Raw genomic sequence first — 25142 nt, forward strand, 5'->3', positions numbered from 1 at the left:
TGAATGCCGGAGGCGGCACCTGCCTCCGGCTGCTTTTGCGTCGCGGTCAAGTTCTGTTTTGCGCAGTGCTGAGCACTTCGGAGACGTAGTCCGACAGCGTTCTGGTCGGACGCCCGATGATCTGCCTCAGCGCGGTCGAACTGTTGTAAAGGTCACCGTCTGCCGTTCTGGCGCTGGAGTCGGCGATCGCCCTGGCGAAACCCTCCGGCAGTCCAGCGGCGCTCAAGATGCCTGCATAGTCTTCTTCCGGGACGTTCTGGAAAGGGATCTGGCGGCCGGTCTGCCTCGAAATTTCGGTCGCAAGATCCTGAAGCGTGAGGGCTTCATCCCCGGCCAGTTCTATCGCGCGGGTCGCAAGGTCATCGCCTGCAACAATGCGCGCTGCGGCTTCCGCATAGTCGTCGCGTCCGGCAATGGATGTCTTGCCATTGCCGCTTGATCCAACGACCGCGCCATGTTCCAGCGCCGCCGCGATCGAACCGGCGAAATTTTCCAGGTACCAGCCGTTGCGCAGGCTCACGTAGGCAATGCCGCTTTCTTCAAGGAGCTTTTCCGTCTTGATGTGTTCAGCTCCGAGGATGAGCCGTGTGTGGGGAACATTCAGGAGGCTTGTATAGGCAATGAATTTCACACCGGCGGATTTCGCAGCTTCGATGACAGCCGCATGCTGTGGTACCCGCTGACCGACTTCCGAACCGGAAATGAGCAGGAGACGGTCGACGCCTTCCAAGGCACTCGGCAAACTTGCCGGATCATCATAGTCGAAACGGACCACGCTCACCTGCGCGGACCTGAGGTCCTGCGCTTTTTCCGGTGCGCGCACCAGAGCTCGAACCGGCTCGTTCGCAAGATCCTTCAAAAACCGGAGAACGCTTCTGCCGAGCTGACCATTGGCACCTGTGACTGCAATCATCTCATAACTCCTCAAGTTGGGTTGACGACGTTTGTCGGATGCAGTCGATGTAGACTTTGCGCTTACTTTTTGTTAGTACGCACTAAAAGGTTAGTTTTGAGAAACTTGGAAAAATGTCCGAAAAAAGCCGGTCAGACATGCTTGGGGAAACCTGCGAACCGCCGTCAGAATGCACGTCCGGCGTCGCTCTGTCGGAGATGATGCGGCGAGGGGAGCTGTTCAACCAGAACTGTCCGTCCCGGGACATTCTCAAGCACCTGACCAGCCGCTGGGGCGTTCTCGTGCTGATCGCGCTGCTGGAGCGAGATCACAGGTTTTCAGAACTACGGCGAACCGTGGGCGGGGTGAGTGAAAAGATGCTTGCGCAAACACTGCAGACCCTTGAGGCCGACGGGTTCGTTGACCGGTTTTCGCACCCGGTTGTTCCGCCGCGTGTGGATTACAGTCTGACGCCGATCGGCCGGGAAGTTGCCTTGCAGGTTCGGCAGGTTGCCGACTGGATTGAGGTCAATATCGGGCGGATCCTGTCTTCGCGTTCCGAAAGACAAGCGGGTCAAGCCAACGGGTGACCTGCCACGTGACGGTCAGCGCGCCGGGCACACCTGGCCGGTCTGTCCGTTGCGCAATGTCATGTCCACGCAGTTGCCACTTGGTGGTTTCCTTGATTTGACCTCTGCGGGAAACCGGACCTTGTGAAGTTCCCTTGCGCTGCCATTCTCGATACCGATGACCCTCAGGGTCTGGCGGTCATTTGAGGGAACCGCGATATCGGGACGCCCGTCCGCGTTAAAATCGATATCCGCAGAAAGCTCCTGTTCGCGTGCGCCGATCCTGTGGTTGGAAAACCCGGCAAGAGATGCAATCGGCACAAGCGCCTTGCCGCGCCATTCAACGAAAAACAGCGTGCCCCCGATGTGAGGCGTTTCGACATAAGCGATCTGCGGCCTGCCGCGTCCGGCATAGTCTGCGATCCCTGCAATGTTGAGCCACCGGTTCGCCCTGCCGATCGGGTCCGTTGCAGCGAGTTCGACGAGCGTTCCGTCGCGCAGACCATAAATCGCGACACTGCCACCGGCATGTGCGAACGAGCGGATTGTGATCACTTCGAAGCGGCCGTCTCCGTCCAGATCCGTAATCCTCGGTGTCCTGTCCTCGAAGACTTCACTTTCCGGCAGGTGAAAATCGAAAGTGCGTCCGTCGCGCAAGGCAACGTGCAGTGAACCGGCTTCGATGTCGTCGCCCAGGATTGCGTGTCTGTAGCGTCGGGTCGGCGTTCCGTACCAGGCAACGGCTGAATCGTCCGCACCGGGTTTGTGGACGGCATAGGTGCCGTCAGGCAGTCCTCCAGCAGGGCGTTTTTCAGCGCCTGTCCAGACGTCTTCCGGGACGTTCGCGGCTTTCGCCGGCATCACAGTCACGACAAGGCACGCGATGAGGCAGAAGATCTTGGGCAGGGTTTTCAAGAAAAACTCCTATTCGGCGGCGTCGAGGTCCCGGGGTGGCCTGGCGGCGGAAAGCAGGCATTGCTCGGTCGCGCCATCCATCGGAACCAAGAGTTCGATCGTCATGCCCTCGACCACCGCGTCCTGGACCGATGCGAGTTGGCCCAGCATGGACGTCAGGCGAAGCCTGCTTCCGTCGGGCCCGAGAACCTCGACCGGAACAAAGACCGGGACGTCCTCCCGAAAAGTCTCGTCCAATCCATCGAGCAGACCGCTTGCATGCGCCTGGTCCAGCAGGTCGGCAAGCTCGGGATCATGCGCAGCTTCCCTGTAAAGACGCGCGGCAAAGATGGGTGCTGCTTCCGTCCAGTTCAAAACGCGCTCGCGAAAGTCCTGCGACAGGAAAATGCGGAACATGTTCGGAGGTTCGTTCTGGTCGCCGATGACGCCGGCGAGAAAGAGCTTTGCAGGCAGATTGTGCCGGAGAATGGTCCAGCGCTTGTCGAGAACGAAGGCAGGGAAGGGCCAGTTTGCCAGGAGACGGTTTTCAATAAGGTTCAGCGCCTCCTGAACATCCGCCGATTCCTCTGCCCGGCACTTGTACGGGCTGGCGAATCCGGCCGTGTCGTAGAGAACGTGGGCTCTCGTGACCGGCAGGCCGAGTTCCCGCTCGATCCTCTGGATCATGTAGCGGCTCGGTTGCGCGCGGCCGGTTTCGAGGAAGGATACATGACGCTGGGTCGAACCGATGCGGCCGGCAAGATCCGCCTGGCTCAGTCCGCGTTCGCTGCGAATGGATTTCAGGGATTTGCCGAAGGCTGAGCCGTGCGCGTTCATGATCGGGTCCGTGGACTGGTTCTATTCCCTGCAAGGGAATTGCTGATGCTGGCGGGAAAACTAGGCTTCCGGCAACGTTCAATCAACACACGAACGCTGGAGCAAACCGATGACCACCTGGATCCTTGCCGTCTTGGCTCTCTATTTCACCCAGATCTACGCGACCGCGCTCTTCTACGTGCCCTCTGTCAGTCTGTTGAAGCTTGCGGGTGGACGCGATGAGCTGCCGGACAAGGGCAGGCTGGCCCTTCGCGCGGACAAGGCGCTGGTGAACATGAAGGAAAACCTGCCTTTCTTTCTTGTTCCCGCAGTCCTTGCCTATGTCTTGCCGACCACGGATATGGGAATGGCCATTTTGGGGGCCCAGATGTTTTTCTGGGGGCGCCTGGCTTACATACCGGCTTATGTCACCGGCATTCCAGGGCCGCGCTCGATTGCCTACGGCATTGCGCTTGTGGGCAATATCATTACTGTCGTGGCGCTGTTCGGTGGGTGAGCGGAAAATTCAAGCAATCAGGCCCGTGCGTCGTTTCTGACCGGCACCTAGTCCCGGTCAGAGGCCGGTTTACTTGCCGGAATCCACCACTTTCGCCGGTTTCCCGCCGCCATGAACGAAGTTCATTGCGTGGCCGTTGAGACAGTACCTGAGGCCGGTGGGTTGGGGACCGTCTGGAAAGACATGCCCCAGGTGTGCGTCGCATTGCCGGCACCGGATTTCGGTTCGCAGCATTCCGTGCGACTTGTCTTCAAGTTCCCTGATCGCTTCCGGGTGGACGGATTCAAAAAAGCTCGGCCAACCGCAGCCTGCATCGAACTTGGTATCAGACATGAACAGAGGTGCATCGCAACACACGCAGTCGTAGCGGCCGACTAGCTTGTTGTCCCAGTGAGGTCCGGTAAACGGGCGCTCAGTGCCGGACTGGCGGGTTACGTAGAACTGTTCTGCCGTCAACTGGTTCATCCATTCGGCGGTCGTTTTTCTCACCTTGGGCGCTTTGTCTTCCGTCTTGGTGATGTAGTCGCTCATAATGAATTTCCCGATTTTCCTTCGTTTCGCGATTAGATAGGAAACTGTGTCAAAAGCTCAAGAAACATAGACTGTTCGTGATCAGCGTGTCAGCGTTTTCATGAGTGTCTTGACCTTGTTGCCGCCTTGCTGCCGCGCCTCGGACACGCAGTTGTCTGCGGCAGACAGTATGAACTCGTGACTTTCGGAAATGCCGTTCTGGTCCGCAACGGTGCACACTGCACCGACAGATGCGGTCACAACACCGTCTCCGGCCGCGTTGGCCGGGTTCGGGATTGCCAGATCCTTTATCGCGACCTGAACATAGGCACTGATCGTTTCGGCTCCCATGCCGTGGGTTCTGGGGAGCAGCAACGCGAATTCGGACATGGCGGTGCGTGCGGCAATGTCCGCAGGCCTGCGAGCGGTTTCCTTCAGCGTTTGCGCCACCTTGACAAGGCAGTCATCCGCGCCCTGCGTTCCAGCGCTTTCAACAAGGGAGTCGAAGCAGTCCAACGTCACCTTTATCAGGCTGGTGTGCGTCTTTTCCCGAAGCGCAAGTGCCCATTCGCGTTTGAGATTGTCTTCGAATGCGTTTCGATTGTAGAGCCCTGTCAGGGAATCGCTTTGTGAGGCCGCCTCGAGCAAGCCCTCCAGTTCTCTCAGTCTTGCGATGTCCTTGAAGAAGATAAGGTATGCGAACGCCGCGTTTTCCGTATCCGTCAGGACGTGCGTGACGACATCCGCCCAGATCACGGATCCGGTTGCGGACCGCAATTGCATCCGCGCGCTGGGCAAATGCCCTGAAGCTTCGCCATTTCCGCCAAATATCCGGTGAAGCGTACCGGTATCTTTCGTCGAGGTCTCCGGTTCCACGAGGTCGCCAAGGTGTCCTTCAAGCAGATCAGCCGGCCAGCCGAACAGGACTTCTGCCGCAGGAGAGGCGAACATCAGGTTTCCGTCCACAGAGACCACGAGAACGGCGTCGCTGCCAAGCTTCACGATTTCGCTGAAATCTATCTTGCGGTCGTGCCGCCGTTCCTTCCCTGAAGAATTCTTGTTTTTGTGGTCCAACGCCATAACTGCCTCGCTCAGCATCTGGTCGACAAACAGCCGCCCTTGGCCTTGCTCGTCTCAAAGGGAACGTTATTTGGACTTTGAAATCAAGTGGCAGCGGTGACCTCCACCCCACCGGCGTCAGCTTGGGCACGTCTCCAGAGGCCCGAGATACCCGCAATACAACTCTGGATACAGTCTTCTTCACGGCTTGACGTTGATGAAATCCTTGTCAGCTCCCGGAAACAGGCGAAAACCACAACCTGATCCACGCCGGGATCGGCCAAACCGACTAAAGATCAGAAAAATCGTACCGGAAATGCTTGAAGACGCACAATCATGAACCTAAGACATGTCATAAGTCTTCCGGCCCGCTATTATTTAGCGACTGGGTGTTGATTCGAACCGATCAACACAGGCCGATTTATTAAAAATGTGACGAAAGATCAGTATGACGCCTGCAGTGATCGACGACACTACTTTGTACGCCGTACTCGCACCGTTTGCCGCTGCGGTTGTCGCACCATTCCTGACGCGCTGGCTCAAGCACAATGCCGCCTGGCCGCTTGCGCTGGTACCGGCGTTGATTTTCCTTCATTTCGTTGGATTCATCGGTCCGGTTTCGCAAGGCGAGACCTTCGTCGCGGCGAAGGCCTGGGCCCCCAGTTATGGCGTAAACTTTTCGGTTTATGTCGATGGCCTGTCGACCTTGTTCGGCCTTCTTATCTCAGGCATCGGTACGTTTATCATTCTCTATGCCGGCGGCTATCTCAAGGGGCATCCGCAACAGGGAAGGTTCTTCTCGTTCCTGTTCCTTTTCATGGGGGCAATGCTTGGACTTGTTCTCGGCAACAACCTGATTTCGCTCTTCATTTTCTGGGAACTCACGTCGATCACGTCTTTCTTGCTGATCGGGTTCGATCATCTGCGAGCGGCGTCCCGGCGGGCGGCGATCCAGGCGCTGGTCGTCACCGGTGGCGGTGGTCTGGTTCTGCTCGCGGGCTTTATTCTGATCATCTCGGCAACGGGCGAGATCGAAATGTCGGTGCTGCTTGCGTCTCCCGACATCATCAAGGACTCCGGGCTTTACCTGCCGATCTTCCTTCTGGTGCTGGGCGGCGCCTTTACGAAATCCGCACAATTCCCGTTCCACTTCTGGCTACCGAACGCCATGGAAGCTCCGACGCCGGTTTCCGCTTATCTGCATTCCGCGACAATGGTGAAGGCTGGGGTCTACCTGCTGATGCGCATGCACCCGTTGCTCGGGGATACGGCGCTCTGGACAACCGTGCTGCCCTTGTTCGGCGGCGTTACGTTGCTCGTCGGAACGATCCTGGCCGTGCGCCAGACGGACCTGAAACTGATGCTCGCCTACACGACGGTCGCCTCGCTGGGCCTGCTCGTGATGCTGACCGGGACCAGCTACGAAAAGGCGCTCGAAGGTGCGGTTCTCTATCTGCTTGCGCATTCGTTGTTCAAGGGCGCGCTGTTCATGGTCGCCGGCACGATCGATCACGAGGCAGGCACCCGAGACGTCACCAAGCTGGGGGGCTTGCGGGGTCTGATGCCCATAACCTTCGGGGCCGCCTGTCTGGCGTCTCTCTCGATGGCCGGACTGCCGCCTTTCATTGGCTTCATTGCGAAGGAGATTCTCTACTACGGGACCTCCGATATCTCGGCGCTCGGACAGCTCGGCATTCTGGTCACGATCGTCGCCGTCGTCGGCAACGCGCTGATGCTGGTGATCGCCGCCGCAGTTGCGATCAAACCGTTCATGGGCGCGCAGGTGGAGACACCGAAACATGCGCATGAAGGGCCGGTTCTGCTGATCGCCGGTCCGGTCTTCCTCTCGGCTACCGGCGTCATCCTGGCGCTGTTCGCACACACGACCGGCGTGTGGTTCATCGCTCCGACGCTGTCGTCGCTCCTTGGCGAGTTCACGCAGATCGACCTTCATCTGATCCCGACCAAGTTCAATGCACCGGTGATCCTGTCCTTCATCACGGTTGGTCTCGGGATCCTGCTCTTTACCCAGCTCGACCGGATGCGCAGCATGATCGCGTCGGCGCTTGAAGCGATCGGCTGGGGGCCGGACAGGGGGTTCGACCAGGCGGTAAGCGGTATTGTCTCGATCGCGACTTCCATCACGCGGCTGCTGCAGACCGGCAAAATGCAGACCTACATGTTGTTGACTTTCGTCTTCACCGCACTTGCCGTGTTGCTGCCGGGCTATCTGAGTGGAAGTTTTCCGGCGATGCCGAAGCTTCCGGAATACCGGTTCTACGAATGGGGCATTCTGCTGATCGCGGTTCTCGGCCTGATCGCCGTCCTGATCGCAAAAACACGCCTTACGGCAATTGTTTCACTTGGCGTTCAGGGGTTTGCCGTTGCGCTGATTTTCATGATGTTCGGCGCACCGGACTTGTCCTTCACCCAGTTCATGGTGGAAACACTCTCGGTGGTCATTCTCGCTCTCGTCATGACGCGTCTGAATCTCTCGCCGCGTGATCACAGATCGCTGGCGTCAAGTGTTGTCACCGGCGTAGTCGCCGTGGCGGTCGGTCTCGGTCTCATGTTAACGCTGCTTGCGATCACGCAGCAGCCGTTCGACAGCCGGCTCTCGGAATTCTTTACCGAATTCAGTCGCTCCATCGCGCATGGGCGCAACATCGTCAACGTGATCCTCGTCGACTTCCGTGGTTTTGATACGCTCGGTGAGATCGCAGTGGTCGTGCTTGCGGGCCTGTGCGTGCTGGCGCTGATCCGCATCAAGACCAGGACCCAGGACGACGCGCGGGTCAAGACATCCGAGGCGCAGGCCGACAACCAAACAGCGGAGGTGCGCTGATGCGGACGGTTATCTTCCGGACAATCGCGCCTTACCTGGCTGCTTTGATGGTCCTTTTTTCGATCTTCGTGCTGTTGCGCGGGCACAACGAACCCGGAGGCGGGTTCATCGGCGGCCTGATCGCGGCGTCCGCGCTTGCAATCTTCGGCATTGCCTGCGGCGTGGCGTCGGTTCGGCGCGCCATTGTGTTTCATCCGATGAGCATCTCGGGTTTCGGGCTGTTCATCGGTGCGCTGGCGGGTGTCCTGTCCTTCTTCAAGAACCAGGCGTTCATGACCAGCCAGTGGCTGATCTTCGACCTCTTCGACGTCGAAATCGCGCTTTCAACGCCCCTTGTCTTCGACATCGGCGTCTATCTCGTGGTCGTCGGCGCAATTGGTTCGATCGCCCTCGCGCTGGAAGAAAGGGAGGCCGACTGATGGAGACCGGTGTTGCCATTCTGATCGGGCTGTTTTTTACCGTCGCCGTCTACCTGATGCTGTCCAAGCACCTGGTGAGGATTTTGCTCGGGATCGCGATCCTCGGGAACTCGGTCAATATGCTGATCTTCACGAACGGCCGTCTGACCCGGGAGATACCACCCCTTATCCCGTCTCACCTCTACACGCCGGAGACCGCGACCGCCAATCCGTTGCCGCAGGCGCTGGTTCTGACGGCAATCGTGATCTCCTTCTCGTTTTTCGCCTTCCTGCTCGTGCTGGCCTTCAGGGCCTACCAGGAACTGGGCACTGATGAAGTGAACAAGATGCGCGTCGCCGAACCTGAAAACGACCAAACTCCGCCACAAGGGTACTAAACTTTATGGCCGGTTCTTCTGTTTCCGTCGACTACGCCGACGCAATGATCACCACGCCGATTGCAGCGGGTGACTGGCTTATAGTTGCACCTTCGCTGATCACGATGGTTGGCGGTGCCCTTTGCCTGATGCTTCGCAAGAACACGGATCTTCAGCCGAAACTCGGGGTTGCCTTGCTTGGTCTGCTGGTTCTGGCGAGCCTGGGGCTGCTGATCCGCGTTCTCGACCATGGTGTGATCACGATGGTGATGGGCAACTGGCTGCCGCCGTTCGGCATTGCCGTCACTGCAGACCCGCTGGGAGCGACCCTGACGTTCATCGGCTCGGTCGTGGCCTTCTGTGCCGGTGTATTCGGCATGAAAACCGTGAGCAGTTCCGGACGCAGATATGGCTTTTACCCGTTCCTGCTTCTGCTCATGACCGGTGTTTGCGGATCGTTTCTGACCGCCGACGTTTTCAATCTTTATGTCTGGTTCGAGGTCCTTCTAATCTCGTCCTACGGGTTGCTCATTTTGGGCAACGATCGCATTCAGCTCGATGGTGCCGTCAAATACGGTGTGCTCAATCTGGTCGGCACGAACCTGTTCCTGATCGCAACGGGACTGCTTTACGGCATTTTCGGAACGCTCAACATGGCCGATATCGCGGTCAAGGTTGACGCGCTTGAGAACGCGGCGTCGGGCACGCTTGCAACGGTTGCGGCCCTTTACTTTCTGGCCTTTGCCATGAAGGCCGCGGCTTTTCCCGTCAACTTCTGGCTTCCTGCTTCCTATCACACGCCCAATATCGTCGTGTCGGCGGTGTTTGCCGGGCTTCTGACCAAGGTCGGGGTCTATGCCCTGATCCGGATTTTTGTGCTGATCCTGCCCGAGTCGCTTAACTACATGGCCGATGTGATCGGTATCGTCGCGATTGCGACCCTTATAACGGGAGCGCTTGGCGCGCTCGCGCAGAGCGAGATCCGCCGTCTTCTCGGTTACCTGGTGATCGCCGGCATCGGATCCATGCTGGCGGGTCTTGCCATCGCCTCGAGCGACACGCAGGCGACACTCGCAATATCTGGCGCGATTTTCTATGCGGTTCACTCGATCATTGTCATGACGGCGCTCTACATGGCGGCCGGTATCATGGGAATGATGGGAGGGTCCTTCGATCTCCGGCAACTCGGGGGGCTTTATCACAAGAACATCGCCTTTGCCGGCGTGTTTCTGGTGCTGGCATTCGCGGTGTCAGGCCTGCCGCCGTTCTCTGGGTTCTGGCCTAAGGTCATGCTCGTTGATGCGGCATTCCAGAGTGACCGCTTCTGGCTCGGCGCCGCGATCCTCGTCAGTGGTTTCCTGACGACGCTCGCAATGGGGCGCGTCTGGATCTACGCTTTCTGGCGGGGAGGGCCGGAAGGTACAGCGGACGGGCAGAGTGTGGAGATCACCGGCTCATCCGATGAGCAGCAGTTGAGCAGCGGGGCGATCTGGCTTCCTCTGGGTGTTCTTACGGCTCTCGTGATCTATTTTGGTCTGCAGCCGGAATGGATGATTGAACTTGCCACGGAAGGCGCAAGCAGCGTGGTCGATCCCTTTGGGTATATCCGGTCAGTTCTTGGAGAGCAGGGATGACGAGCCTTTTTCTTACGAATATCCTCATGGCCCTGGCCTGGGGTGCCGTCACGGGCAGTTTCTCGGAAATAAACCTGGCTTTCGGGTTTGTCCTGGGCTCCGGGGCCCTCTACCTGATCCGCGAGCAGGTCGGCACGTCCGCTTACTTCCGCAGGATCGGCAAGGCGGTTGGTCTGGCAGCGACATTCGTCTACGAACTGGTGCTGTCGGCCTGGCGTGTGGCCATGATCGTGCTGCGTCCGAAAATCGAATTGCAGCCAGGCATCATTGCATTGCCACTGACCGTCGATACGGATTTCGAAATCACCATGCTTGCCAACCTCATCACACTGACGCCGGGTACGCTGTCGGTTGATGTTTCCGAGGACCGCAAGACGCTCTTCATCCATTGTATTGATGTCCCGGATCCTCAGGCGACCATCGACGACATCAAGAATGGATTTGAACGCAAGATCATGGAGGCGTTCAGATGACCCCATTTGAGCTTTTCGCGTCGCAGTTCCTGGACGTTGCAGTCAAGATTTCACTTGGGATCCTGACGATTTCGTTCATCGTCATCGTATTTCGGACAGTAAGGGGGCCAGGCCTGCCGGACAGGGTCGTGGCACTGGACATGCTGGTCGCCGTCGGCATCGGCTTCATTGCCGCCATCGGCGTCTCGACAGGCATTTATCTTTATATCGACATCGCCATCACGCTTGGCCTTGTCGGATTTCTTGCGACCGTCGCGTTTGCCCGCTTCATTCTCAACAGAGGGATGGCCGGGGACGACACCATCATGGACGAGGTGGAGGAAAGCATCAAACGCAGGGAGGCAGGGCAGTGAGTGCAGTCGTCGAAATCATCACCGGACTGATGCTGATAACCGGGGCGTGTTTCGCCTTTGTCGCCTCTCTTGGGCTTGTGCGGCTCAAGGACGTCTATATGCGCACGCATGCAGCGTCCAAGGCAGGAACGCTTGGGTCCGGGCTTATGCTGCTCGCACTTGCCGTGGAGGCGGGCGACCTTTCCGTGGTTACGCGGGCAATCGCGGGAGTTGTGTTTTTTCTGCTGACAGCCCCAATTTCGGCTCATTTGGTGGCAAAAGCTGCTTATGCCGCAGGATATCGCCCGTGTGCCGACACCAAAATCGATGCCTTGGCAGAGACTGTTCGTCCTAAGGATTAATTTTGCACGGACAACTGTCTCGCGAAAACAAAGGAATGTCGTAAGGGAATACTATCGCTCACTTGTGGAATTTGGTGTTTCGGAAATAGACGGTATTTATAGAATTTGACTTTTATTGCGTCGATTTGTTTTTTATTTGATTTTCGGGGTTGTGCCAAATGGAGCACGGATATATAAGGCTGTGACTAACGCCTGCTAAGTAGAATCGCTATAGATTAGATATTCCGCAAGTAACGTCATTTTTTAAGCGTTTTCGGAACAAATTACTTGCAGGTTTACACCGATGGAAAATTCGAGTTTGGAAGAGAACGGGTGAAAAATGACTGATAATCCGGTGGATGCTAATCTGATTGATCTTACGGCTGACATCGTCTCCGCTTACGTGAGCAACAATACGGTTGCTTCGACTGATTTGCCGAGCCTGATCAACGAAGTTCACAGCGCACTGCAAAAAACAGCGTCTGCGTCCAGTGAACCGGAGCCGGAGCCGCTGAAACCCGCAGTTCCGGTGAAGAAGTCGGTCATGCCGGACTACATTATCTGCCTTGAAGACGGTAAGAAGTTCAAGTCGCTGAAGCGCCATTTGCGCACACATTACAACATGACCCCGGAAGAATACCGCGACAAGTGGGATCTGGGTGCTGATTACCCGATGGTTGCTCCGAACTACGCAGCGGCGCGTTCCGAGTTGGCAAAGAAAATGGGTCTCGGTCAGCAGCGCAAGCGTTCCAAGTAAAACTTGCGAAGCCTGTCCGGGTTATACAAATGTTTGAAGGGCTGCCCCAGGGCAGCTCTTTTTTTATGTTTATGCGGCAGCAAGCGCGTTTTGTGCGTCTGACCGAATGCGTCCGACCATGGATCTCAAACCGTTGGATCTTTGCGGGGTGAGGTGCTCCTGCAACCCCAATTGGCCGAAGATGTTCTCAACATCGGTGTCGAGAATTTCCTGTGCGCTCCTGTTGCTGAAAAGCGCAGTGACAATGGCGACAAGGCCCTGAACGATCAGAGCGTCGCTGTCCCCCTTGAAAGTCAGAACCGGCTCTCCTGCTGCGCCGCTATTGACCTGCGTAATCAACCAGACCTGCGATACGCAACCGCGCACCTTGTTTGCGTCGCTCCGCTCGGCTGTGGTCAGCTCCGGAAGTTCCTTGCCCAGATCGATCAGATATTTGTAACGGTCTTCCCAATCGTCCAGAAAGTCGAACGTCTCAAGGATTTCAGCAATATCGGTGGCCATGGCACTCGTCTTTTAAGGTCTGTTGCGCCTTCATATAGCTTGCGGGACAGAAGTTGCAAATACCGGACGGTGCGGCGCAATGGCTTGTCGCTGACGCTGCGTTTGCGAAAAAAAAGAAAAATACGCCGCAGACGGAATGGGCAGCTATCCATCTGCGGCGCAGCGGTACGAGCCGCTGAAGTTTAGCCGTCGTTGCCGCGTTTTCGCAGCAGCGCTCAAGCGGGGCGCAAAAACCGCTGTTCAGGAGACCACGCTCAGGACAGCGGCTGTTAACTCAGGAATTACGGCCTGAGCCGGGTTTGGGCCGTGGAACCGGCCCGGAGGCAGCCTCCCTTCGGGAGCCTGGATTTCTGGAAGGAATCATCGAGGAGAATCCGTTGTCGACTGCGCTGCTCAACGCCGGAGACGTGGATCCTGTCACAAGGCGGTCTTCAACGGCTTCATGCTGGTTCCCCTCGTCGAAATACTCGTAGACAATCAGCGCTCCGTCGCGTGCACGGCTTCCAAGCGCAGTGAGTGCGTTGCCGCCTGTCTCGCAAGCCCGCGGATTTCTGTCACAGAAGTTGCCGATGTCCGAAACCGTCGCTTGTGCGGCGAGGAACGCGGAAACCGGATCGACGTCTACAGTCCTGTCTGGTGGGCTGGTCTGGTCGGATCCAAGTGGAATCAACGCCAGCACCAAGGTAAGCCAGAAGGCCGTCCTTAGAAGAAACAACATATTGCTACCCATGGTCAGTTCGAAGGTACACGCCGGATTTTTTGGTTGGCGCGTTTGTTATGCTCGAACCGTAGCAGGCACAAAAGAATGTCAGGTTGAACCGGTCTGGGCAATTTTCCTAAAATAAAACATGCATTTAAGGCAAGTTTTCTGAGAATTTGATTCAAATTTTATCGATCTGCCGTCATGTCCTTGATGCGCGTTGCTTTTTTGCGTTTTTTCGCGCATTCGGAGTTATCCTTTATCGTTCATTAAGCGCTGCACCCGACAATGGCCACCTGGAAAAGGAAAGCGGACATTTCCGTGGGATTCGTGTGGTAGTATCGAGTGCGTAACCCTCTGAAAAGAATAAGCAAAATCTGGGAGTTTTGGTCGGTTCGAGTCGACGGGATGATTCATCCTGCGGCTGCTGACGACAGTTTTTTGGCGCCAATCCACCGCTCGCTCCTGACAAGCTGCCTTTTGAGCGGAACTGTTGCGCTGTTTGTCTTTCCGCTGCATCTGGCGCTGGCGGGGCCTCCGCATGCTGCAACAATTCTTGTGCTTGCCTGGATGCTGTGCCAGTGGCCCATTGCCCACTATCTGTCGCGAACCGGCGCAATGAATGCCACGATCGCGCTCTCCTCCGGGCTGTTTGCGAGTTTCGTCGCTGCGGTCTGCCTGATGACCGGAGGGAAAAGTTCTTTCGCTCTATTGTGGCTGCTCATTCCTCCGGTCGAAGCCGCCTTTGCTACCAGCCGCAGGGTCACGATCGGCGTATCCGTCTATTGTTGTGCCCTGTTTGCAGCGGTCACCGCCTTTTCCGCGAGCGTGCCGCAAAGCATGACATTGCCACCGGAAGCGGGTCTGTTCGCTTCCATTGCGGCCTTTATCTACACGGGAATGCTGGCCGCTCGGATATCGCTCGACAGGCATCGTGCCAGCTCCGAGGTGCTGAAGTCCGGCACACGGCTTGAACGGGTTTCCAATACGGTCTGCGAGGTTCTGCTTGAATTGGACAGAGATGGCGGGCTTTCGGTCCTGGGCGGCCCTGTTCGCAAGATGTTTGGCCTGGAGCCTTCGTTTTCAGATCAGGACTGGGTGTTTCATCGATTGAACGTCTCCGACCGTCCGAAGTATCTGACGTGCCTGGCTGATGCCAGGGAGGGCGGAAGGGACGTGCAACTCGACGTTCGGCTCCGGCTCGGTTCGAGCAAGCCCGGTGAAGGCGGGCAGGCGGAATATTCGAACTTCAGACTACGGCTGCGTCCCGCAGACACCTCGGGTGCCGGAACACGATGCGGGTCAGTGGTACTGGCGCTTCAGGAGGTCGAACGGCAGAACGCAGATGCTGATCCGCAACAAGGTGGACATGTTGCAGGGGGCAAGGCTTGCTGGACACTTATCGAGGAAGCCGGTGCAAGCGTGCGCGACCAGGTGTCGGAAATCGTCGATCTTGCTTCGCAGGTGGAGGAAGAGGGAAAATCGCTGACGCAGGGAAGTCTGCATCAAAAAGTCCGGCGCATCCGTTCAGCCGGTGACCGGAGCGCCTGCTCGCTGAATGCAATGCTTGATCTGGTGCCGGCGGGCCAAGGACGCCTCGCGAACGAGTTCTGCAAGGTAGATCTGGACGATTGCCTGACCCATAGCAGAAATCTCATCGGTCCGCTTGCGGATCGCCTGAAAGTGTCGCTCGACCTGGTGGCTGCTGCAGATCTTCCGGCCGTCTTTGTCGACAAGAAGAAGTTCCGGCAGTCTCTGCATCTCATTCTTTCCGAAATCGTGGAAACGGCGGGAGCCGGTGCGCTTGTCCACGCGGAGACAATCGCAGGCCCGTCCGGTATCGAGCTGGTCATGACAGTCTGCAACCGGCAGTCCAGTCTGCACTGGACGAGCGGCAACTCCCAAGCCGTATTCGAAAACGCTTCCAGGCTTCTGGAGGAAGCCGGCGCGGCGTTGACCATTCGCTCGTCGCTTGGAAGCGGTGAGCGTGTTGTTGTCGCCATCCCGGTCAGAGCCGAAAAGCGGAAGCCGGATCAAAGCACCGGTGCTGACGCTGTGTCTGCACCATGGGCTGAATCGGCATAGGCGGCACAATGGCAAGAGCAAGAAAAAAGGACATTCAGCCAAAGCCTCAGGAAACCCTGATGTCCAGGGCCGGTCATATTGCCCTGGACAACCCGGTTGCCGCCGGTGGTGCAGTTGTCATGGGACTGACGTCCTGCCTGATCATCGCCAACGCGATCGGCCTGCAGCAGGGGCGGCACCCGGCTCCGCTGTTCAGTACGCGCGAGCGCGCCGAAGAGCTGATACTGCCGGAGCAGAGCGGGCGCGGAAACGACATGCAGGTTCAGGAAATCTCCACGCTCGTGCTTGACCTGCAGATCTCTCTTCGCAAGATCGGTCTTTATGAAGGTCCTCTGGACGGGCTGAGCGGTCCGGCGACCGAACGGGCCATTCGCGCATTTGAACGACGGGCCGGTCAGGCGGAAACCGGCAAGGCCAATGAAGCCCTTCTGGCCCTGATCCTGTTGCAGGGTGAGGCGCCTCAAAGCTCCTTCATTCCCATTCCACGTCCCAAACCGGGCGTGGCCGGCGGATCAAGCCGCGGCGTCGAGCCTGTCCTGGCGGCCGGAACCACCGAGCCTGCCTTGGCGGCCGGAACCGCCGAGCAGGAGGCTGATCCTCATCTGCAAAAAATCCAGAAGGCTCTTTCGGACCTCGGCTATGGCCCTCTCAAAGCTGATGGGGTGATGGGTGCAAACACAACTGCGGCCATCAAACGCTTCGAACTGGACCGTGGATTGCCGCTCACCGGTGAACCGGGTTCGGAGACCATTGAACGGCTGGAGATGGTCAGCGGTCTCAGCCTGGCCGGATGATTGAAGCCATCAGTGATCTGGCGTAAACCGTGACGGGCAAGGCATCTGCCGGAAGCGTCAACACGGAGGCCGGTTGGTTGGCATGAGGGTCACGTCAGAATTCTTCGTGAGTGCACTGGTTCGCAGGCTCTTTGCCGAAGGCGGCTTTGCGGCAGTCTCGAGGCGCGGGGCAGAAGAAGCCGGGGCTGTCTTTGTCAGCGTCGACAGGCTCGAGGGAACGTTCGATCTCTATGGGCCGGCTCCCCAGGCCTTCTTCAGCGAACAACCGCAAGGCCGTCTTTTTGAACGCATTCTGTCGCGGGCCGAAGCCGAGGCCGTCGCCGAGCGGCTGCGGCGCGAAGACCGGATGGACCCTGACTACTGGCTTGTTGAGGTCGAAGCGCGCAATGGCACGGTGGACCTGCCCCTGGCTGCAGACGAAGACAGTCAGTCGCCTCCCGGCGACGGGTTTCTCAAATTCTAGTCTCAAAGCGCCTCAAGACGCGGATTCTTTCCTGACTTGGGTGCCGCGTTTTGCGAATGTCTTCTTGTGTGCAGGTTTCCTGACACCAGCTTCCTGGTACTGCGAAGAATGCCGCAGCGAGGGTTTCTGGTTGCCCTGATCGTGCAGGATCCATTGAGCAACCAGCGCCTCGGCGGCACCGTGACTCAGCGTCCTGTGCATGCGTAACAGACCGCGCAGATCCTGCAGTCGCGTTTCTTCGCCCAACATCCGGATCAGGATCGTCGTGGTGGGAAACTCCGGCAGGCCAAGGGCTTTCAGTGCGATTGTGAGCCCTTCTGCCTGATCCTGCTGCAGCAGGAGATCGCAGCTTGCTCTCGACAGCCCCAGTCCCTGGCCGAGGAGAGCTGCGAAGCGGCGCCGGTTTTGAAGAAGCGCTTCTGAGACGAGTGCCTCCTGAAGCCGGATACGATTTGTTTCTGGTCGTTTTGGCATGGTTCCACCCGGTGTTTGAGCCTGTTTCACGAGGCTGGTCATTTCAGCGGCGGCAATCGCCTGCTTTTTCAAGGGAGTTGGCAAAAAGAGGAACTGGCCCATCAGGCCATCCGGACTGAGCGCATCCTGCCTGGCCAGTTCGAGACCGAGCGAGGCGATGATTTCGCTTCTCCGGCATAGTTTGGCCTTGTGTGTCGCACTCAAGGTAATGTCGTCGCGCTCCAGCAAGAGGCCGATCACGCTGACTTCGGCATGGTCGCACAGGGCCGAAATCACCGAATCGCGGAGTGAGGGACGCGAAGCCACGGCCTCTCTCAGGATTTCCGGGCCGATTTCTGCGGTTTTGATCAGAAGATCCACAGGAAGACGCGGACTGTGGCGCAGCGCTGGAGCCGCTGTTGCGGCATCTTCGTGACGTGCCAGGGCATCTTGCAGGTCGTCGGGAATTTCCGGATGACCGGCAAGAAGCGCTGAGATCTGACGGCTGTCCTCGACGTTAGCGCTCGGTAGCAGGTTGCGCGCGAGCTCAAGAAAAATCCTTTTTTCTTCAATGTCATGCTTCTGCCTACCGACAAAAATCTCGGTAGCGGGAAGCAGAACATTCCGGCTCGCCGCGCGTGCAGACCCGCCCGCACGGGGAGACCCTGTTTGTGACTGCGGAGGATTAAAGCGTTGGCTCTGTCGCATAACACCCGACTAAAAATACGAAAGACCGTTCAACCGTCGAAAGTTGTTTCCTTCAAATTGCACCAAAAGCGTTAGCATGCTGTTAACCCTGACGACTTCCTAATGATTCCCGCACCAAGTAATGCGTCGCCCGTTTGACCGTTTTCGATCGGTAATACACCGCTGCGAAGACCGGAACTGAAGGAGGAGACGATGGGCACTTTGCTGGATTTTTCATCCGCACATCGGCCCACAGCACGTGTGGGCAATCGTTCCAGGCAGGAGCAAACCGAGAGCCGGGAAGCTTTTGGAGAGGTTATCCTCTTTCCAGGTGTGCGCTACGAGCGCCACGACCTTGATCTTGCCGCACGAATCGCGACCATCGGAAGAGCAGCTGGACCTGCTGGGTCTGACAAGGACTGACGGTCCAAGCCTCTCCAGCCGCACCGAGGCGTAACAAGGCCTCACATCGCAAAGACAAGCGGTCTGGAGACATGCCCGATGGGCAATGGCAATGCAGCAGTTGTAGCTTTCGGCGGGTGCGTACGGCGCAACACGCGCGCTCGGCTGATTGGGGCAAGTTCCGGTATGCTTGCAGTCCTCGTCCTAATCGCAGGCTGCACACGGCCGACGGGCGATTTCGACAGGGCAAGACCATCTGTCATTCACGATGAAATCATGTCTGCCGTTGGCGAGAACACGGCACGGCTTCGGGGCGATCCCGTTTCCAAATTCAACTACACCAATGACGAAAAGCTTCTGCGCGACCGTGGCTGGACGCTGATCAGGCCTCCGTGGACAAAGGACTGGATCGGCGGAACCATGGTTGAACTCTCGCGTACGCGCGTATTGCCCGAAACGGAGGGGCGCGTCCCACCGGATCTCTATCTGATCTACCTGCGTTCGGACAAGTTTCAGTCCTCGGATGCGCGCTATGACAAGATAGCCGCCGACGCGACCGGCGACGCGGACCTGGTGATGCCGTTCTGTGAGGTCGCTCTGCGCGTGCAGAAAGCCGACGATGAACGCCTGAGAGTGTTGCGCAATCAAAAGGTGACGACGCAGGAAACCTACGATGGTGCCAAGGCACGTGTCTGGGAAAACCGGGTAATGGTCAAGTGGGTCGGGCAGGCACTTCGCTATCGCATCATTGCCTACAAGAAAGCCCTGAAGGGGCTTGAAATCGAGACGCCGAGCAGAGACCGGGTCTGGAAGGTCAACAATGCCATCCGGGAACTCGAAGGCCAGGTTCGGCTGGCCGAGGCGAGTTGTGAAGCGAACAACCGCTACGGTCAGGAAAAGCCGGCGAAGAAATCCCGGATCTACACCGGCTGGAGCACGGAGCGGGCACCCGTGAAGAAATAGCGGGACAAGCGCCCCGGACCGGACCCCGGATTAAGATTGCCATTCGGATTGAACTTTTGAGCGCGCGGCATTATTGCAGGGGGCTAGGGTTCGGACCCATAAATGAAGCCGATTTGGCGGCAGAAATGGCAAACTCCCGGAAGGTAGCGTGTGCAGAGCGGGCCTTATGCCGGGTCAAGCGCGGTGACGCCGCGAGATACAGCCATTTGCCGTCCTTCGGATTTGGCCGTTTTGGCCGTCTGCAACGTCGCGAAAGGCTTGAGAATGAACCACATGTCCTGCGCTTTCGCTTCTCGCAGTTGGTCAAAACGATCCAAACCAAATTGACTGCATTTATGAGTCCGCACCCTAACATCCGGCATGTCAGGATGCTTCGCAAAGCCTCTCCAATTCGCCGATCGTTCGTTCCTCACTGGTCCGGGAGCCACCATGAATCAGGGAATCAATCAGCTTGTTCAAGAAGCACTTGCGCATCAGCACGCCGGGCGCATTGCCATTGCCCTGAACATGTTTGAAGAAGTTCTGCGTCTCGATCCGAGGAATCCGCAGGCGAATTTTTCACTCGGGATCGCGGATTATCAGGAGGGCAGGATCGGTCTGGCGATCGAGCGTTTTCAGATTGCCGCCAAGAAGGCCGGAAAGCATCCCCAGGTCCATCAGTTGCTCGGGCTTGCTCTGTTGAACGCGGGCGATCTCGACGGAGCACTGGCTTCGCTCAAGAAGGCGGTGTCGCTTGCACCCAGGGAGGCCGGCTTTCTCGCTCAGCTGGGCGACATCTACCGGGCCAAGCGGCAGGCGGTTCTTTCAAGGCAGTCCTATGAGCGCGCATTGAAGCTGGACCCTGAAAACGGCTATGCGCTCGTGGGCATGGGGCAGCTTGAAGTCACGGTTGGCAACATCGACGAAGCGATCACATGGTTTGAAAAGGCCATCGCGTGCAAGAAGGAAGTTCCAACCGCGGCCCAGTGCCTGAGCCTTGCCAAGTCCTTCAAGGAAAAGCCGGCGTTGCTTGACGAGATAGAAGCGCTTGCGAATGATGGCGTTCCAAGACCGGGACCCGAGCAGGCGAATCTGCACTGGGCGGCCGGCAAGATTTATGCCGATATCGGGGACACCGCACACAGTCTCGAGCACTACCAGAAAGCGCGCAACAGCCACTATCCGCCCTTCGACGCAGCTGCCTATGAAGACCGTATCCGTTTCATGAAGGATGTGTTCGACCCGGCTTTCTTCTCAGAACGCCAGGAGGTTGCGGACAGTTCCGAAAAACCGGTCTTCATTTTTGGATTGCCGCGTTCGGGAACAACCCTGGTCGAGCAGATTATCGGCTGTCATTCACGTGCTGCCAGCGGAGGCGAGATACAGTTCTTCAGACATCTCCAGGAAAACATGGGGCTCAAGGGAGCGCCAAGTGAAGCGCTTGAAAGTCGCCTGAAGGCCATGGACCCAAAGGAGTTCAAGCGGATCGCGCGCAAGTATCTCGCAATTCTTGATGGTGTCGACCGCCGCGCGGATCGTGTCACGGACAAGATGCCCCACAATTACGAGATGCTGTGGCTCATGAGCCTGCTGTTTCCGAAGGCGACTTACATCCACTGTCACCGCGCGCCCGCCGACACGTGCATTTCGCTTCTGTCGCACCCGCTATCTCCCGCGCACAACTACGCGGTGAGCCAGGAGACCGTTGGCCGGTATTACCGGTCTTACGCATCTCTGATGGAGCATTGGGAAAAGGTGGTTCCTTCGAAGATCCATACCCTTACCTACGAAGCGCTCGTCGGCGACCAGCGGGCCGAAAGCGAAGTTCTACTTTCTCACGCAGGTCTTGCCTGGGAAGAGGGATGCCTTGAGTTCTACAAGAGCGAGACGCCGGTCACGACCTTCTCCAATACGCAGGTGCGCCGGCCGATCTTCACGTCCTCGCTCGGGCGCTGGCGGGGCAAGGAACCTCACTACAGGGAGCTTTTCGACGCGCTTGGACCTTATGCGCCGGAGAACTGATTGTGAGCCCGGTTCGCTCAGCTTTCGCTGATCACGCCGCAGGTTGCCGCCTGTAAGGCCCGGTCGATGCCATCTGCCCTGGACTGATGCGGCACATAGGCTCTCAACAGTGCGAAGCCGCTGATCTCGTCGGTTTCGATGACAATCAGGTCTTCCAGGTTTTCAGGCGGGTTTTCGCGCAGGATAGAGAGCTGCGAAGGCGTGATCACAAGCATGGAAAGCCGGTCGGCACCGGCGGTGCGGTTGTTCAGGCTGTAGAGGGCCTCACCGGCTGCATTGAACAGGCCTATCGACCAGAAGGATGTCGGGATGCCCGCATCGAACAGAATGGGGCCATCCGCCAATTGGAACCGGCACGCGGCGTGTTTCATGGCGGGGTCGAGGTCGGGGAGGGCTTCTTCCTGGGGTCTGACATCCGGAAGCAGGTTGAACTGGCGATCAGGACCGTGCGTTGCAATGTTGCCGTAAGCACTGTGCCGCACGTTCAACGGAATTCCGAACACGACGAGAATGTGAATGACGACCGCGAGGCACAGGATCGCGATAGCGCCCAATGTGGTTGAAAAGCGTCGCGACAAGGTCATGGGCAGGCCGTCCTGTCGATGCGCGGCAACGAAATGCCGTCCAGAGCGGCTCCCGTGGTGACAGGGGCATCGTAAAGGCGCAGCACGAATCGCAGCCCATCGCTTGCGTTTGCGCCTTGCGCGAGTGGCAGCCAGTTGCCTGAGTGGGGTTTGCCCGCGGCGCTGATCGTGAATGTGCCGTCCGGATGACGCAGAAGGTTCTGGCTGTCCACCTGGACCCGTCCGGGCAGTGTTGTTGTCAGCCGTCCGTCCCCGTCGGTAGCGGTCAGCGTCCATAGCCGTGCGGCCGGTGTTTGTCCGGAAATCCGGTAGACGCAGGTCGGATCCAGCAGATTTCCCGCATCGTCCTCGCGCGCTACCAGGGCCAGCCCTTCGCCCGACGCGAGCGGAACGACAGCGCCTCGGGTGTATATGGCGACTGAATAGGGGTCGGCATCAGCTGTTCCGGCCTTGGGATAAGCTCGCCAGGCACCAATGGAAACGGCATTGAGCGGCTGTTCGCGTTCGATCATGAGATAGGCGGAGCCGATCCCGAGCAATGTTCCGACCGTTACAATGATCGTCAGAAACAGCAACGTGCGAACCGGGCGGCTTCGATGCGGCCGGATCGCGAGCGGCAATTCCTGAATATTGAAATCGGTCTCGGTGTAGCCGGTTCCGTCAGAGCTGGAAGAGGATACCGTCATTGCGCGGCCGCGAAATCAGTCGGAGCGTTTTCGCCGCCTGCCTCGTTTTTCGCGCTATCCTTCTCGATGAGGTTCTGCATGTTCCGGCCAATGCGCAGCAACAGGCCCTGGGTCCGTCGCTTGAGAACGCGCGGCTGCGAAAACACGGTTGTGGCCTCCGCGACCTTCTTGGTTGCAGGTTTCGAAAGACGGGGCAGGGACTCCGGATCCACACCCGGCATCCTCGCAAGTTCGATGCCGTCATGGGCGTAGTTCATGTAGAGCTGCCAGGTCATCGCCGGCAGACTGCCGCCGGTGACGCGCCGGGTGGATGTGAAATCATCGTTGCCGACCCAGACGGCCGTTGAAAAATTCCCGGTGTATCCGACAAACCAGGCATCGCGGTAGGCATTGGTCGTGCCTGTCTTGCCTGCGGCGACCACACCGTCGATGCGCGCACGGCGGGCAGTTCCGGCCTCGACCACGTTGACAAGGATGTCATTCATCATGTGGACCTGTTCTTCCGGCAAAACTCTCCTGGGCTCCGCCGTGGCCTCATCCCGTTCCCGTCGGTAGAGAAGGTCTCCGTCGCTGTTCCTGACTTCCAGGATTGCATAGGCAGGTGCCGCGTATCCGCCATTGGCGAAGGTTGCATAGGAAGACGCCATGTCGATCGCGGTGACTTCCGACGAGCCGATCGGAAGCGAGATCGAGTTTTCAAGCTCGTGGGTCAGTCCCATTGCATAGGCGGTCTCTATGATTTTATCGCGTCCGAAGTCAAGCGAGAGACGCACCGGTATGGTGTTGATCGACTTGGTCAGGGCTGTCTTGAGCGTGACCGGGCCACGGTAGCTGCGGGTGTAATTCTTGGGTGACCAGTTCCCGATCGAAACCGGGCGATCGGGAACGATGCTTTTGGAGGTGTACCCGTTCATGAAGGCCGTCATGTAGACAAACGGCTTGAACGAGGACCCGGGTTGCCGCAACGCATTGACGGCACGATTGAACTGGCTTTCGCCGTAGGACCGACCGCCGACCATGGCCACGACAGCGCCGTCCGGGATCATCGAAACCAGTGCCGCTTCGTTTGCATCGCGCAGTTTGCCGTTTTCGCGCAGGACCGTTTCAACAGCAAGATCGGCCTGCCTCTGAAGCGCAGGATCCAGCGTCGTGCGCACGGTTACGATCCGGTCGCGGGCGAGCGCCGGGTTGCGGCGCGCCAGTTTCTTGACCTCCTCGAGAGCCCAGTCGAGAAAGTATTCCGGCAACTGGTCCTGCGACCGGTCGACCGCGATGGCAGGGTTGCGGCGAGCACCGATAACCTGGCCTTCCGTCAGGAGTTCCGCCTGTACCATGTTGGTCAGGACCTCGTTGGCCCGGGCGCGGGCAGCCGGAAGATTGATGTGCGGGGCAAATTTTGTCGGGGCCTTGTAAAGCCCTGCAAGCATTGCGCTTTCTGCAAGTGTCAATTCGCGTACGTTCTTGTTGAAGTAGAATTCGGCCGCTGCTGTCACGCCGAATACACCACCGCCCATATACGCGCGGTCGAGATAGAGTTTCAAAATCTCCTGCTTGCTGAGATTGGCTTCCAGCCAGAGGGCAAGATAGGCTTCCTTGATCTTGCGGCTGAGGCTGCGTTCATTGGTCAGGAACAGGTTCTTCGCCAACTGCTGCGTCAGGGACGAGCCGCCCTGAACCACGCCGCCCGCGCGTGCATTTTCGACCATGGCCCTGAACGTACCGACGGCATCGATGCCAAAATGGAAGAAGAAACGGCGATCCTCGGTGGCCAGGGTCGCCTTGATGAGGGAATCGGGGATCTCTTCAAGAGGCACACTGTCGTTCAGAACAATACCCCTCCTACCAATTTCCTTGCCGAACCTGTCCTGAAAGGTGACCGCGAATTCGTCCGTTGTTTTCCAGTCGGCATAGCGCGTGGCCTCGAAGGCGGGCTGGGCGAAAGCGAGCACAACGAAGAACCCGATCAGGCCAAAGGTCAGGCCGTCGGAGGACAACTCGGAAAGACCACGCCAGATGCCTTTTGCCCGGAAGCGGCGCAAAAACGCATCATAACCCTCGAAAAACCGCCGGATGGCGGATCCGCTTTTCCAAAGGGCAGTGTCGACGAATGCGTCAAGCCACAGGAAAAACCGTCTGATACGGTGTTTCTTGCCTGGTGCATTGTCGACGGCATGGGCGTTCGGTTCGGGCTTTTCCGTCACGCGTTCAGATTCTCCTGATTATATGCGCAGCATCAAACTATCTCTTTTTTACGAAACTGGAAACATGCTGCCTTCGCTCAAGTGGATTGCTCCCGGCTTATTGATCCCCCAACGTGAAACACCTGCTGCCCTGGTGCCGTTCCGAGCAGGCGTTGCAGCCGTGCGAATTGCGTGATACCCGCTCAAGTCATCGGCGCGAGAGGTAGGT

Annotated in this window: 26 protein-coding genes; 15 read left to right on the forward strand and 11 right to left on the reverse strand. The window is 58.0% G+C overall.

Going from position 1 to position 25142, the window contains the following annotated elements:
- Positions 1–46 precede the first annotated feature (46 nt).
- Positions 47–913, reverse strand: a complete 867-nt coding sequence (locus RDA78_RS19080; protein ID WP_434051401.1) for an SDR family oxidoreductase — start codon at positions 911–913, stop codon at positions 47–49.
- Positions 914–1026: 113 nt separating this feature from the next.
- On the opposite strand from RDA78_RS19080, the gene RDA78_RS19085 reads away from it, so the two are divergent.
- Complete coding sequence (locus RDA78_RS19085; RefSeq protein WP_434051402.1) at positions 1027–1482, forward strand: winged helix-turn-helix transcriptional regulator; 456 nt, start codon at positions 1027–1029, stop codon at positions 1480–1482.
- 15 nt (positions 1483–1497) lie between these two features.
- On the opposite strand, the gene RDA78_RS19090 is transcribed toward RDA78_RS19085, so the two are convergent.
- Positions 1498–2376: a hypothetical protein gene (locus tag RDA78_RS19090; RefSeq protein ID WP_434051403.1), complete on the reverse strand. Its 879-nt coding sequence runs from the start codon at positions 2374–2376 to the stop codon at positions 1498–1500.
- 9 nt (positions 2377–2385) lie between these two features.
- On the reverse strand, positions 2386–3192 hold the full coding sequence (locus RDA78_RS19095) for a helix-turn-helix domain-containing protein (RefSeq protein ID WP_434051404.1): 807 nt from the start codon (positions 3190–3192) through the stop codon (positions 2386–2388).
- A gap of 109 nt (positions 3193–3301) precedes the next feature.
- Here RDA78_RS19095 and RDA78_RS19100 point away from each other — a divergent pair, with 109 nt between their 5' ends.
- Positions 3302–3688, forward strand: coding sequence for an MAPEG family protein (locus RDA78_RS19100; RefSeq protein WP_434051405.1), 387 nt, complete (start codon positions 3302–3304; stop codon positions 3686–3688).
- Between the two features lie 69 nt (positions 3689–3757).
- Here the strand turns inward: RDA78_RS19100 and msrB are convergent, their stop codons facing one another.
- On the reverse strand, positions 3758–4219 hold the full coding sequence (gene msrB, locus RDA78_RS19105) for a peptide-methionine (R)-S-oxide reductase MsrB (protein WP_434051406.1): 462 nt from the start codon (positions 4217–4219) through the stop codon (positions 3758–3760).
- Positions 4220–4300: 81 nt separating this feature from the next.
- Entirely contained in the window at positions 4301–5278 is a 978-nt protein-coding gene (locus tag RDA78_RS19110) for a diguanylate cyclase domain-containing protein (RefSeq protein ID WP_434051407.1), read from the reverse strand.
- A 427-nt stretch (positions 5279–5705) separates the two neighbouring features.
- On the opposite strand from RDA78_RS19110, the gene RDA78_RS19115 reads away from it, so the two are divergent.
- The 8 genes from RDA78_RS19115 to RDA78_RS19150 all read left to right on the forward strand — a co-directional run bounded on the left by RDA78_RS19115 (position 5706) and on the right by RDA78_RS19150 (position 12414).
- Entirely contained in the window at positions 5706–8102 is a 2397-nt protein-coding gene (locus RDA78_RS19115) for a putative monovalent cation/H+ antiporter subunit A (protein WP_434051408.1), read from the forward strand.
- Positions 8102–8521, forward strand: a complete 420-nt coding sequence (locus RDA78_RS19120; RefSeq protein ID WP_306145290.1) for a Na(+)/H(+) antiporter subunit B — start codon at positions 8102–8104, stop codon at positions 8519–8521. Before RDA78_RS19115 ends, RDA78_RS19120 begins: the two co-directional genes overlap by 1 nt.
- Complete coding sequence (locus RDA78_RS19125) at positions 8521–8898, forward strand: Na+/H+ antiporter subunit C (protein WP_434051409.1); 378 nt, start codon at positions 8521–8523, stop codon at positions 8896–8898. Before RDA78_RS19120 ends, RDA78_RS19125 begins: the two co-directional genes overlap by 1 nt.
- A 5-nt stretch (positions 8899–8903) precedes the next feature.
- Positions 8904–10511 (forward strand): Na+/H+ antiporter subunit D, encoded by a 1608-nt coding sequence (locus RDA78_RS19130; protein ID WP_434051410.1) that lies wholly within the window; start codon positions 8904–8906, stop codon positions 10509–10511.
- Entirely contained in the window at positions 10508–10984 is a 477-nt protein-coding gene (locus RDA78_RS19135) for a Na+/H+ antiporter subunit E (RefSeq protein ID WP_306145293.1), read from the forward strand. The genes RDA78_RS19130 and RDA78_RS19135 overlap by 4 nt, the downstream gene beginning before the upstream one ends.
- Complete coding sequence (locus RDA78_RS19140) at positions 10981–11337, forward strand: cation:proton antiporter (RefSeq protein WP_434051411.1); 357 nt, start codon at positions 10981–10983, stop codon at positions 11335–11337. The genes RDA78_RS19135 and RDA78_RS19140 overlap by 4 nt, the downstream gene beginning before the upstream one ends.
- The gene (gene mnhG / locus RDA78_RS19145; protein WP_319382640.1) at positions 11334–11678 is read left to right on the forward strand and encodes a monovalent cation/H(+) antiporter subunit G; all 345 of its coding nucleotides are present in this window, start codon (positions 11334–11336) and stop codon (positions 11676–11678) included. The genes RDA78_RS19140 and mnhG overlap by 4 nt, the downstream gene beginning before the upstream one ends.
- 319 nt (positions 11679–11997) lie before the next feature.
- On the forward strand, positions 11998–12414 hold the full coding sequence (locus RDA78_RS19150) for a MucR family transcriptional regulator (RefSeq protein ID WP_306145296.1): 417 nt from the start codon (positions 11998–12000) through the stop codon (positions 12412–12414).
- Between the two features lie 69 nt (positions 12415–12483).
- On the opposite strand, the gene RDA78_RS19155 is transcribed toward RDA78_RS19150, so the two are convergent.
- The gene (locus RDA78_RS19155; RefSeq protein ID WP_434051412.1) at positions 12484–12915 is read right to left on the reverse strand and encodes a SufE family protein; all 432 of its coding nucleotides are present in this window, start codon (positions 12913–12915) and stop codon (positions 12484–12486) included.
- 274 nt (positions 12916–13189) lie between these two features.
- Positions 13190–13633: a DUF5330 domain-containing protein gene (locus tag RDA78_RS19160; RefSeq protein ID WP_434051413.1), complete on the reverse strand. Its 444-nt coding sequence runs from the start codon at positions 13631–13633 to the stop codon at positions 13190–13192.
- A gap of 390 nt (positions 13634–14023) precedes the next feature.
- Between RDA78_RS19160 and RDA78_RS19165 the strand changes: the two genes are divergently transcribed.
- From RDA78_RS19165 to RDA78_RS19175, 3 genes are all read left to right on the forward strand, one after another.
- A complete protein-coding gene (locus tag RDA78_RS19165) occupies positions 14024–15700 on the forward strand; it encodes a hypothetical protein (RefSeq protein WP_434051414.1) in 1677 nt (558 codons plus the stop codon).
- A gap of 59 nt (positions 15701–15759) precedes the next feature.
- On the forward strand, positions 15760–16494 hold the full coding sequence (locus RDA78_RS19170) for a peptidoglycan-binding domain-containing protein (protein WP_434051415.1): 735 nt from the start codon (positions 15760–15762) through the stop codon (positions 16492–16494).
- An 82-nt stretch (positions 16495–16576) separates the two neighbouring features.
- The gene (locus RDA78_RS19175) at positions 16577–16957 is read left to right on the forward strand and encodes a DUF1491 family protein (RefSeq protein WP_434051416.1); all 381 of its coding nucleotides are present in this window, start codon (positions 16577–16579) and stop codon (positions 16955–16957) included.
- A 12-nt stretch (positions 16958–16969) separates the two neighbouring features.
- On the opposite strand, the gene RDA78_RS19180 is transcribed toward RDA78_RS19175, so the two are convergent.
- Positions 16970–18118: a DUF2336 domain-containing protein gene (locus RDA78_RS19180; protein ID WP_434051417.1), complete on the reverse strand. Its 1149-nt coding sequence runs from the start codon at positions 18116–18118 to the stop codon at positions 16970–16972.
- 567 nt (positions 18119–18685) lie between these two features.
- Between RDA78_RS19180 and RDA78_RS19185 the strand changes: the two genes are divergently transcribed.
- The gene (locus RDA78_RS19185) at positions 18686–19462 is read left to right on the forward strand and encodes a hypothetical protein (protein WP_434051418.1); all 777 of its coding nucleotides are present in this window, start codon (positions 18686–18688) and stop codon (positions 19460–19462) included.
- Positions 19463–19891: 429 nt separating this feature from the next.
- On the forward strand, positions 19892–21463 hold the full coding sequence (locus RDA78_RS19190) for a tetratricopeptide repeat-containing sulfotransferase family protein (RefSeq protein ID WP_434051419.1): 1572 nt from the start codon (positions 19892–19894) through the stop codon (positions 21461–21463).
- Positions 21464–21480: 17 nt separating this feature from the next.
- On the opposite strand, the gene RDA78_RS19195 is transcribed toward RDA78_RS19190, so the two are convergent.
- From RDA78_RS19195 to RDA78_RS19205, 3 genes are read right to left on the reverse strand one after another with little or no spacing between them, the layout of a single operon-like run.
- Positions 21481–22047: a DUF1254 domain-containing protein gene (locus RDA78_RS19195; protein WP_434051420.1), complete on the reverse strand. Its 567-nt coding sequence runs from the start codon at positions 22045–22047 to the stop codon at positions 21481–21483.
- Complete coding sequence (locus RDA78_RS19200) at positions 22044–22733, reverse strand: DUF1214 domain-containing protein (RefSeq protein WP_434051421.1); 690 nt, start codon at positions 22731–22733, stop codon at positions 22044–22046. The genes RDA78_RS19195 and RDA78_RS19200 overlap by 4 nt, the downstream gene beginning before the upstream one ends.
- Positions 22730–24934, reverse strand: coding sequence for a transglycosylase domain-containing protein (locus RDA78_RS19205; RefSeq protein WP_434051422.1), 2205 nt, complete (start codon positions 24932–24934; stop codon positions 22730–22732). The genes RDA78_RS19200 and RDA78_RS19205 overlap by 4 nt, the downstream gene beginning before the upstream one ends.
- Between the last annotated feature and the right edge of the window lie 208 nt (positions 24935–25142).

The organism is Roseibium sp. (assembly GCF_051016195.1).
Lineage (GTDB): Bacteria > Pseudomonadota > Alphaproteobacteria > Rhizobiales > Stappiaceae > Roseibium.

Coding starts and splice junctions, on each gene's coding strand:
- RDA78_RS19185 (WP_434051418.1), top strand. CDS start 18,686: ATGCTTGCAGTCCTCGTCCTAATCGCAGGCTGCACACGGCCGACGGGC.
- RDA78_RS19100 (WP_434051405.1), top strand. CDS start 3,302: ATGACCACCTGGATCCTTGCCGTCTTGGCTCTCTATTTCACCCAGATC.
- RDA78_RS19165 (WP_434051414.1), top strand. CDS start 14,024: ATGATTCATCCTGCGGCTGCTGACGACAGTTTTTTGGCGCCAATCCAC.
- RDA78_RS19170 (WP_434051415.1), top strand. CDS start 15,760: ATGTCCAGGGCCGGTCATATTGCCCTGGACAACCCGGTTGCCGCCGGT.
- RDA78_RS19130 (WP_434051410.1), top strand. CDS start 8,904: ATGGCCGGTTCTTCTGTTTCCGTCGACTACGCCGACGCAATGATCACC.
- RDA78_RS19195 (WP_434051420.1), bottom strand. CDS start 22,047: ATGACCTTGTCGCGACGCTTTTCAACCACATTGGGCGCTATCGCGATC.
- RDA78_RS19155 (WP_434051412.1), bottom strand. CDS start 12,915: ATGGCCACCGATATTGCTGAAATCCTTGAGACGTTCGACTTTCTGGAC.
- RDA78_RS19125 (WP_434051409.1), top strand. CDS start 8,521: ATGGAGACCGGTGTTGCCATTCTGATCGGGCTGTTTTTTACCGTCGCC.
- RDA78_RS19120 (WP_306145290.1), top strand. CDS start 8,102: ATGCGGACGGTTATCTTCCGGACAATCGCGCCTTACCTGGCTGCTTTG.
- RDA78_RS19180 (WP_434051417.1), bottom strand. CDS start 18,118: ATGCGACAGAGCCAACGCTTTAATCCTCCGCAGTCACAAACAGGGTCT.
- RDA78_RS19150 (WP_306145296.1), top strand. CDS start 11,998: ATGACTGATAATCCGGTGGATGCTAATCTGATTGATCTTACGGCTGAC.
- RDA78_RS19140 (WP_434051411.1), top strand. CDS start 10,981: ATGACCCCATTTGAGCTTTTCGCGTCGCAGTTCCTGGACGTTGCAGTC.
- RDA78_RS19190 (WP_434051419.1), top strand. CDS start 19,892: ATGAATCAGGGAATCAATCAGCTTGTTCAAGAAGCACTTGCGCATCAG.
- RDA78_RS19095 (WP_434051404.1), bottom strand. CDS start 3,192: ATGAACGCGCACGGCTCAGCCTTCGGCAAATCCCTGAAATCCATTCGC.
- msrB (WP_434051406.1), bottom strand. CDS start 4,219: ATGAGCGACTACATCACCAAGACGGAAGACAAAGCGCCCAAGGTGAGA.
- RDA78_RS19080 (WP_434051401.1), bottom strand. CDS start 913: ATGATTGCAGTCACAGGTGCCAATGGTCAGCTCGGCAGAAGCGTTCTC.
- RDA78_RS19175 (WP_434051416.1), top strand. CDS start 16,577: ATGAGGGTCACGTCAGAATTCTTCGTGAGTGCACTGGTTCGCAGGCTC.
- RDA78_RS19110 (WP_434051407.1), bottom strand. CDS start 5,278: ATGGCGTTGGACCACAAAAACAAGAATTCTTCAGGGAAGGAACGGCGG.
- RDA78_RS19160 (WP_434051413.1), bottom strand. CDS start 13,633: ATGTTGTTTCTTCTAAGGACGGCCTTCTGGCTTACCTTGGTGCTGGCG.
- RDA78_RS19135 (WP_306145293.1), top strand. CDS start 10,508: ATGACGAGCCTTTTTCTTACGAATATCCTCATGGCCCTGGCCTGGGGT.
- RDA78_RS19115 (WP_434051408.1), top strand. CDS start 5,706: ATGACGCCTGCAGTGATCGACGACACTACTTTGTACGCCGTACTCGCA.
- RDA78_RS19200 (WP_434051421.1), bottom strand. CDS start 22,733: ATGACGGTATCCTCTTCCAGCTCTGACGGAACCGGCTACACCGAGACC.
- RDA78_RS19085 (WP_434051402.1), top strand. CDS start 1,027: ATGTCCGAAAAAAGCCGGTCAGACATGCTTGGGGAAACCTGCGAACCG.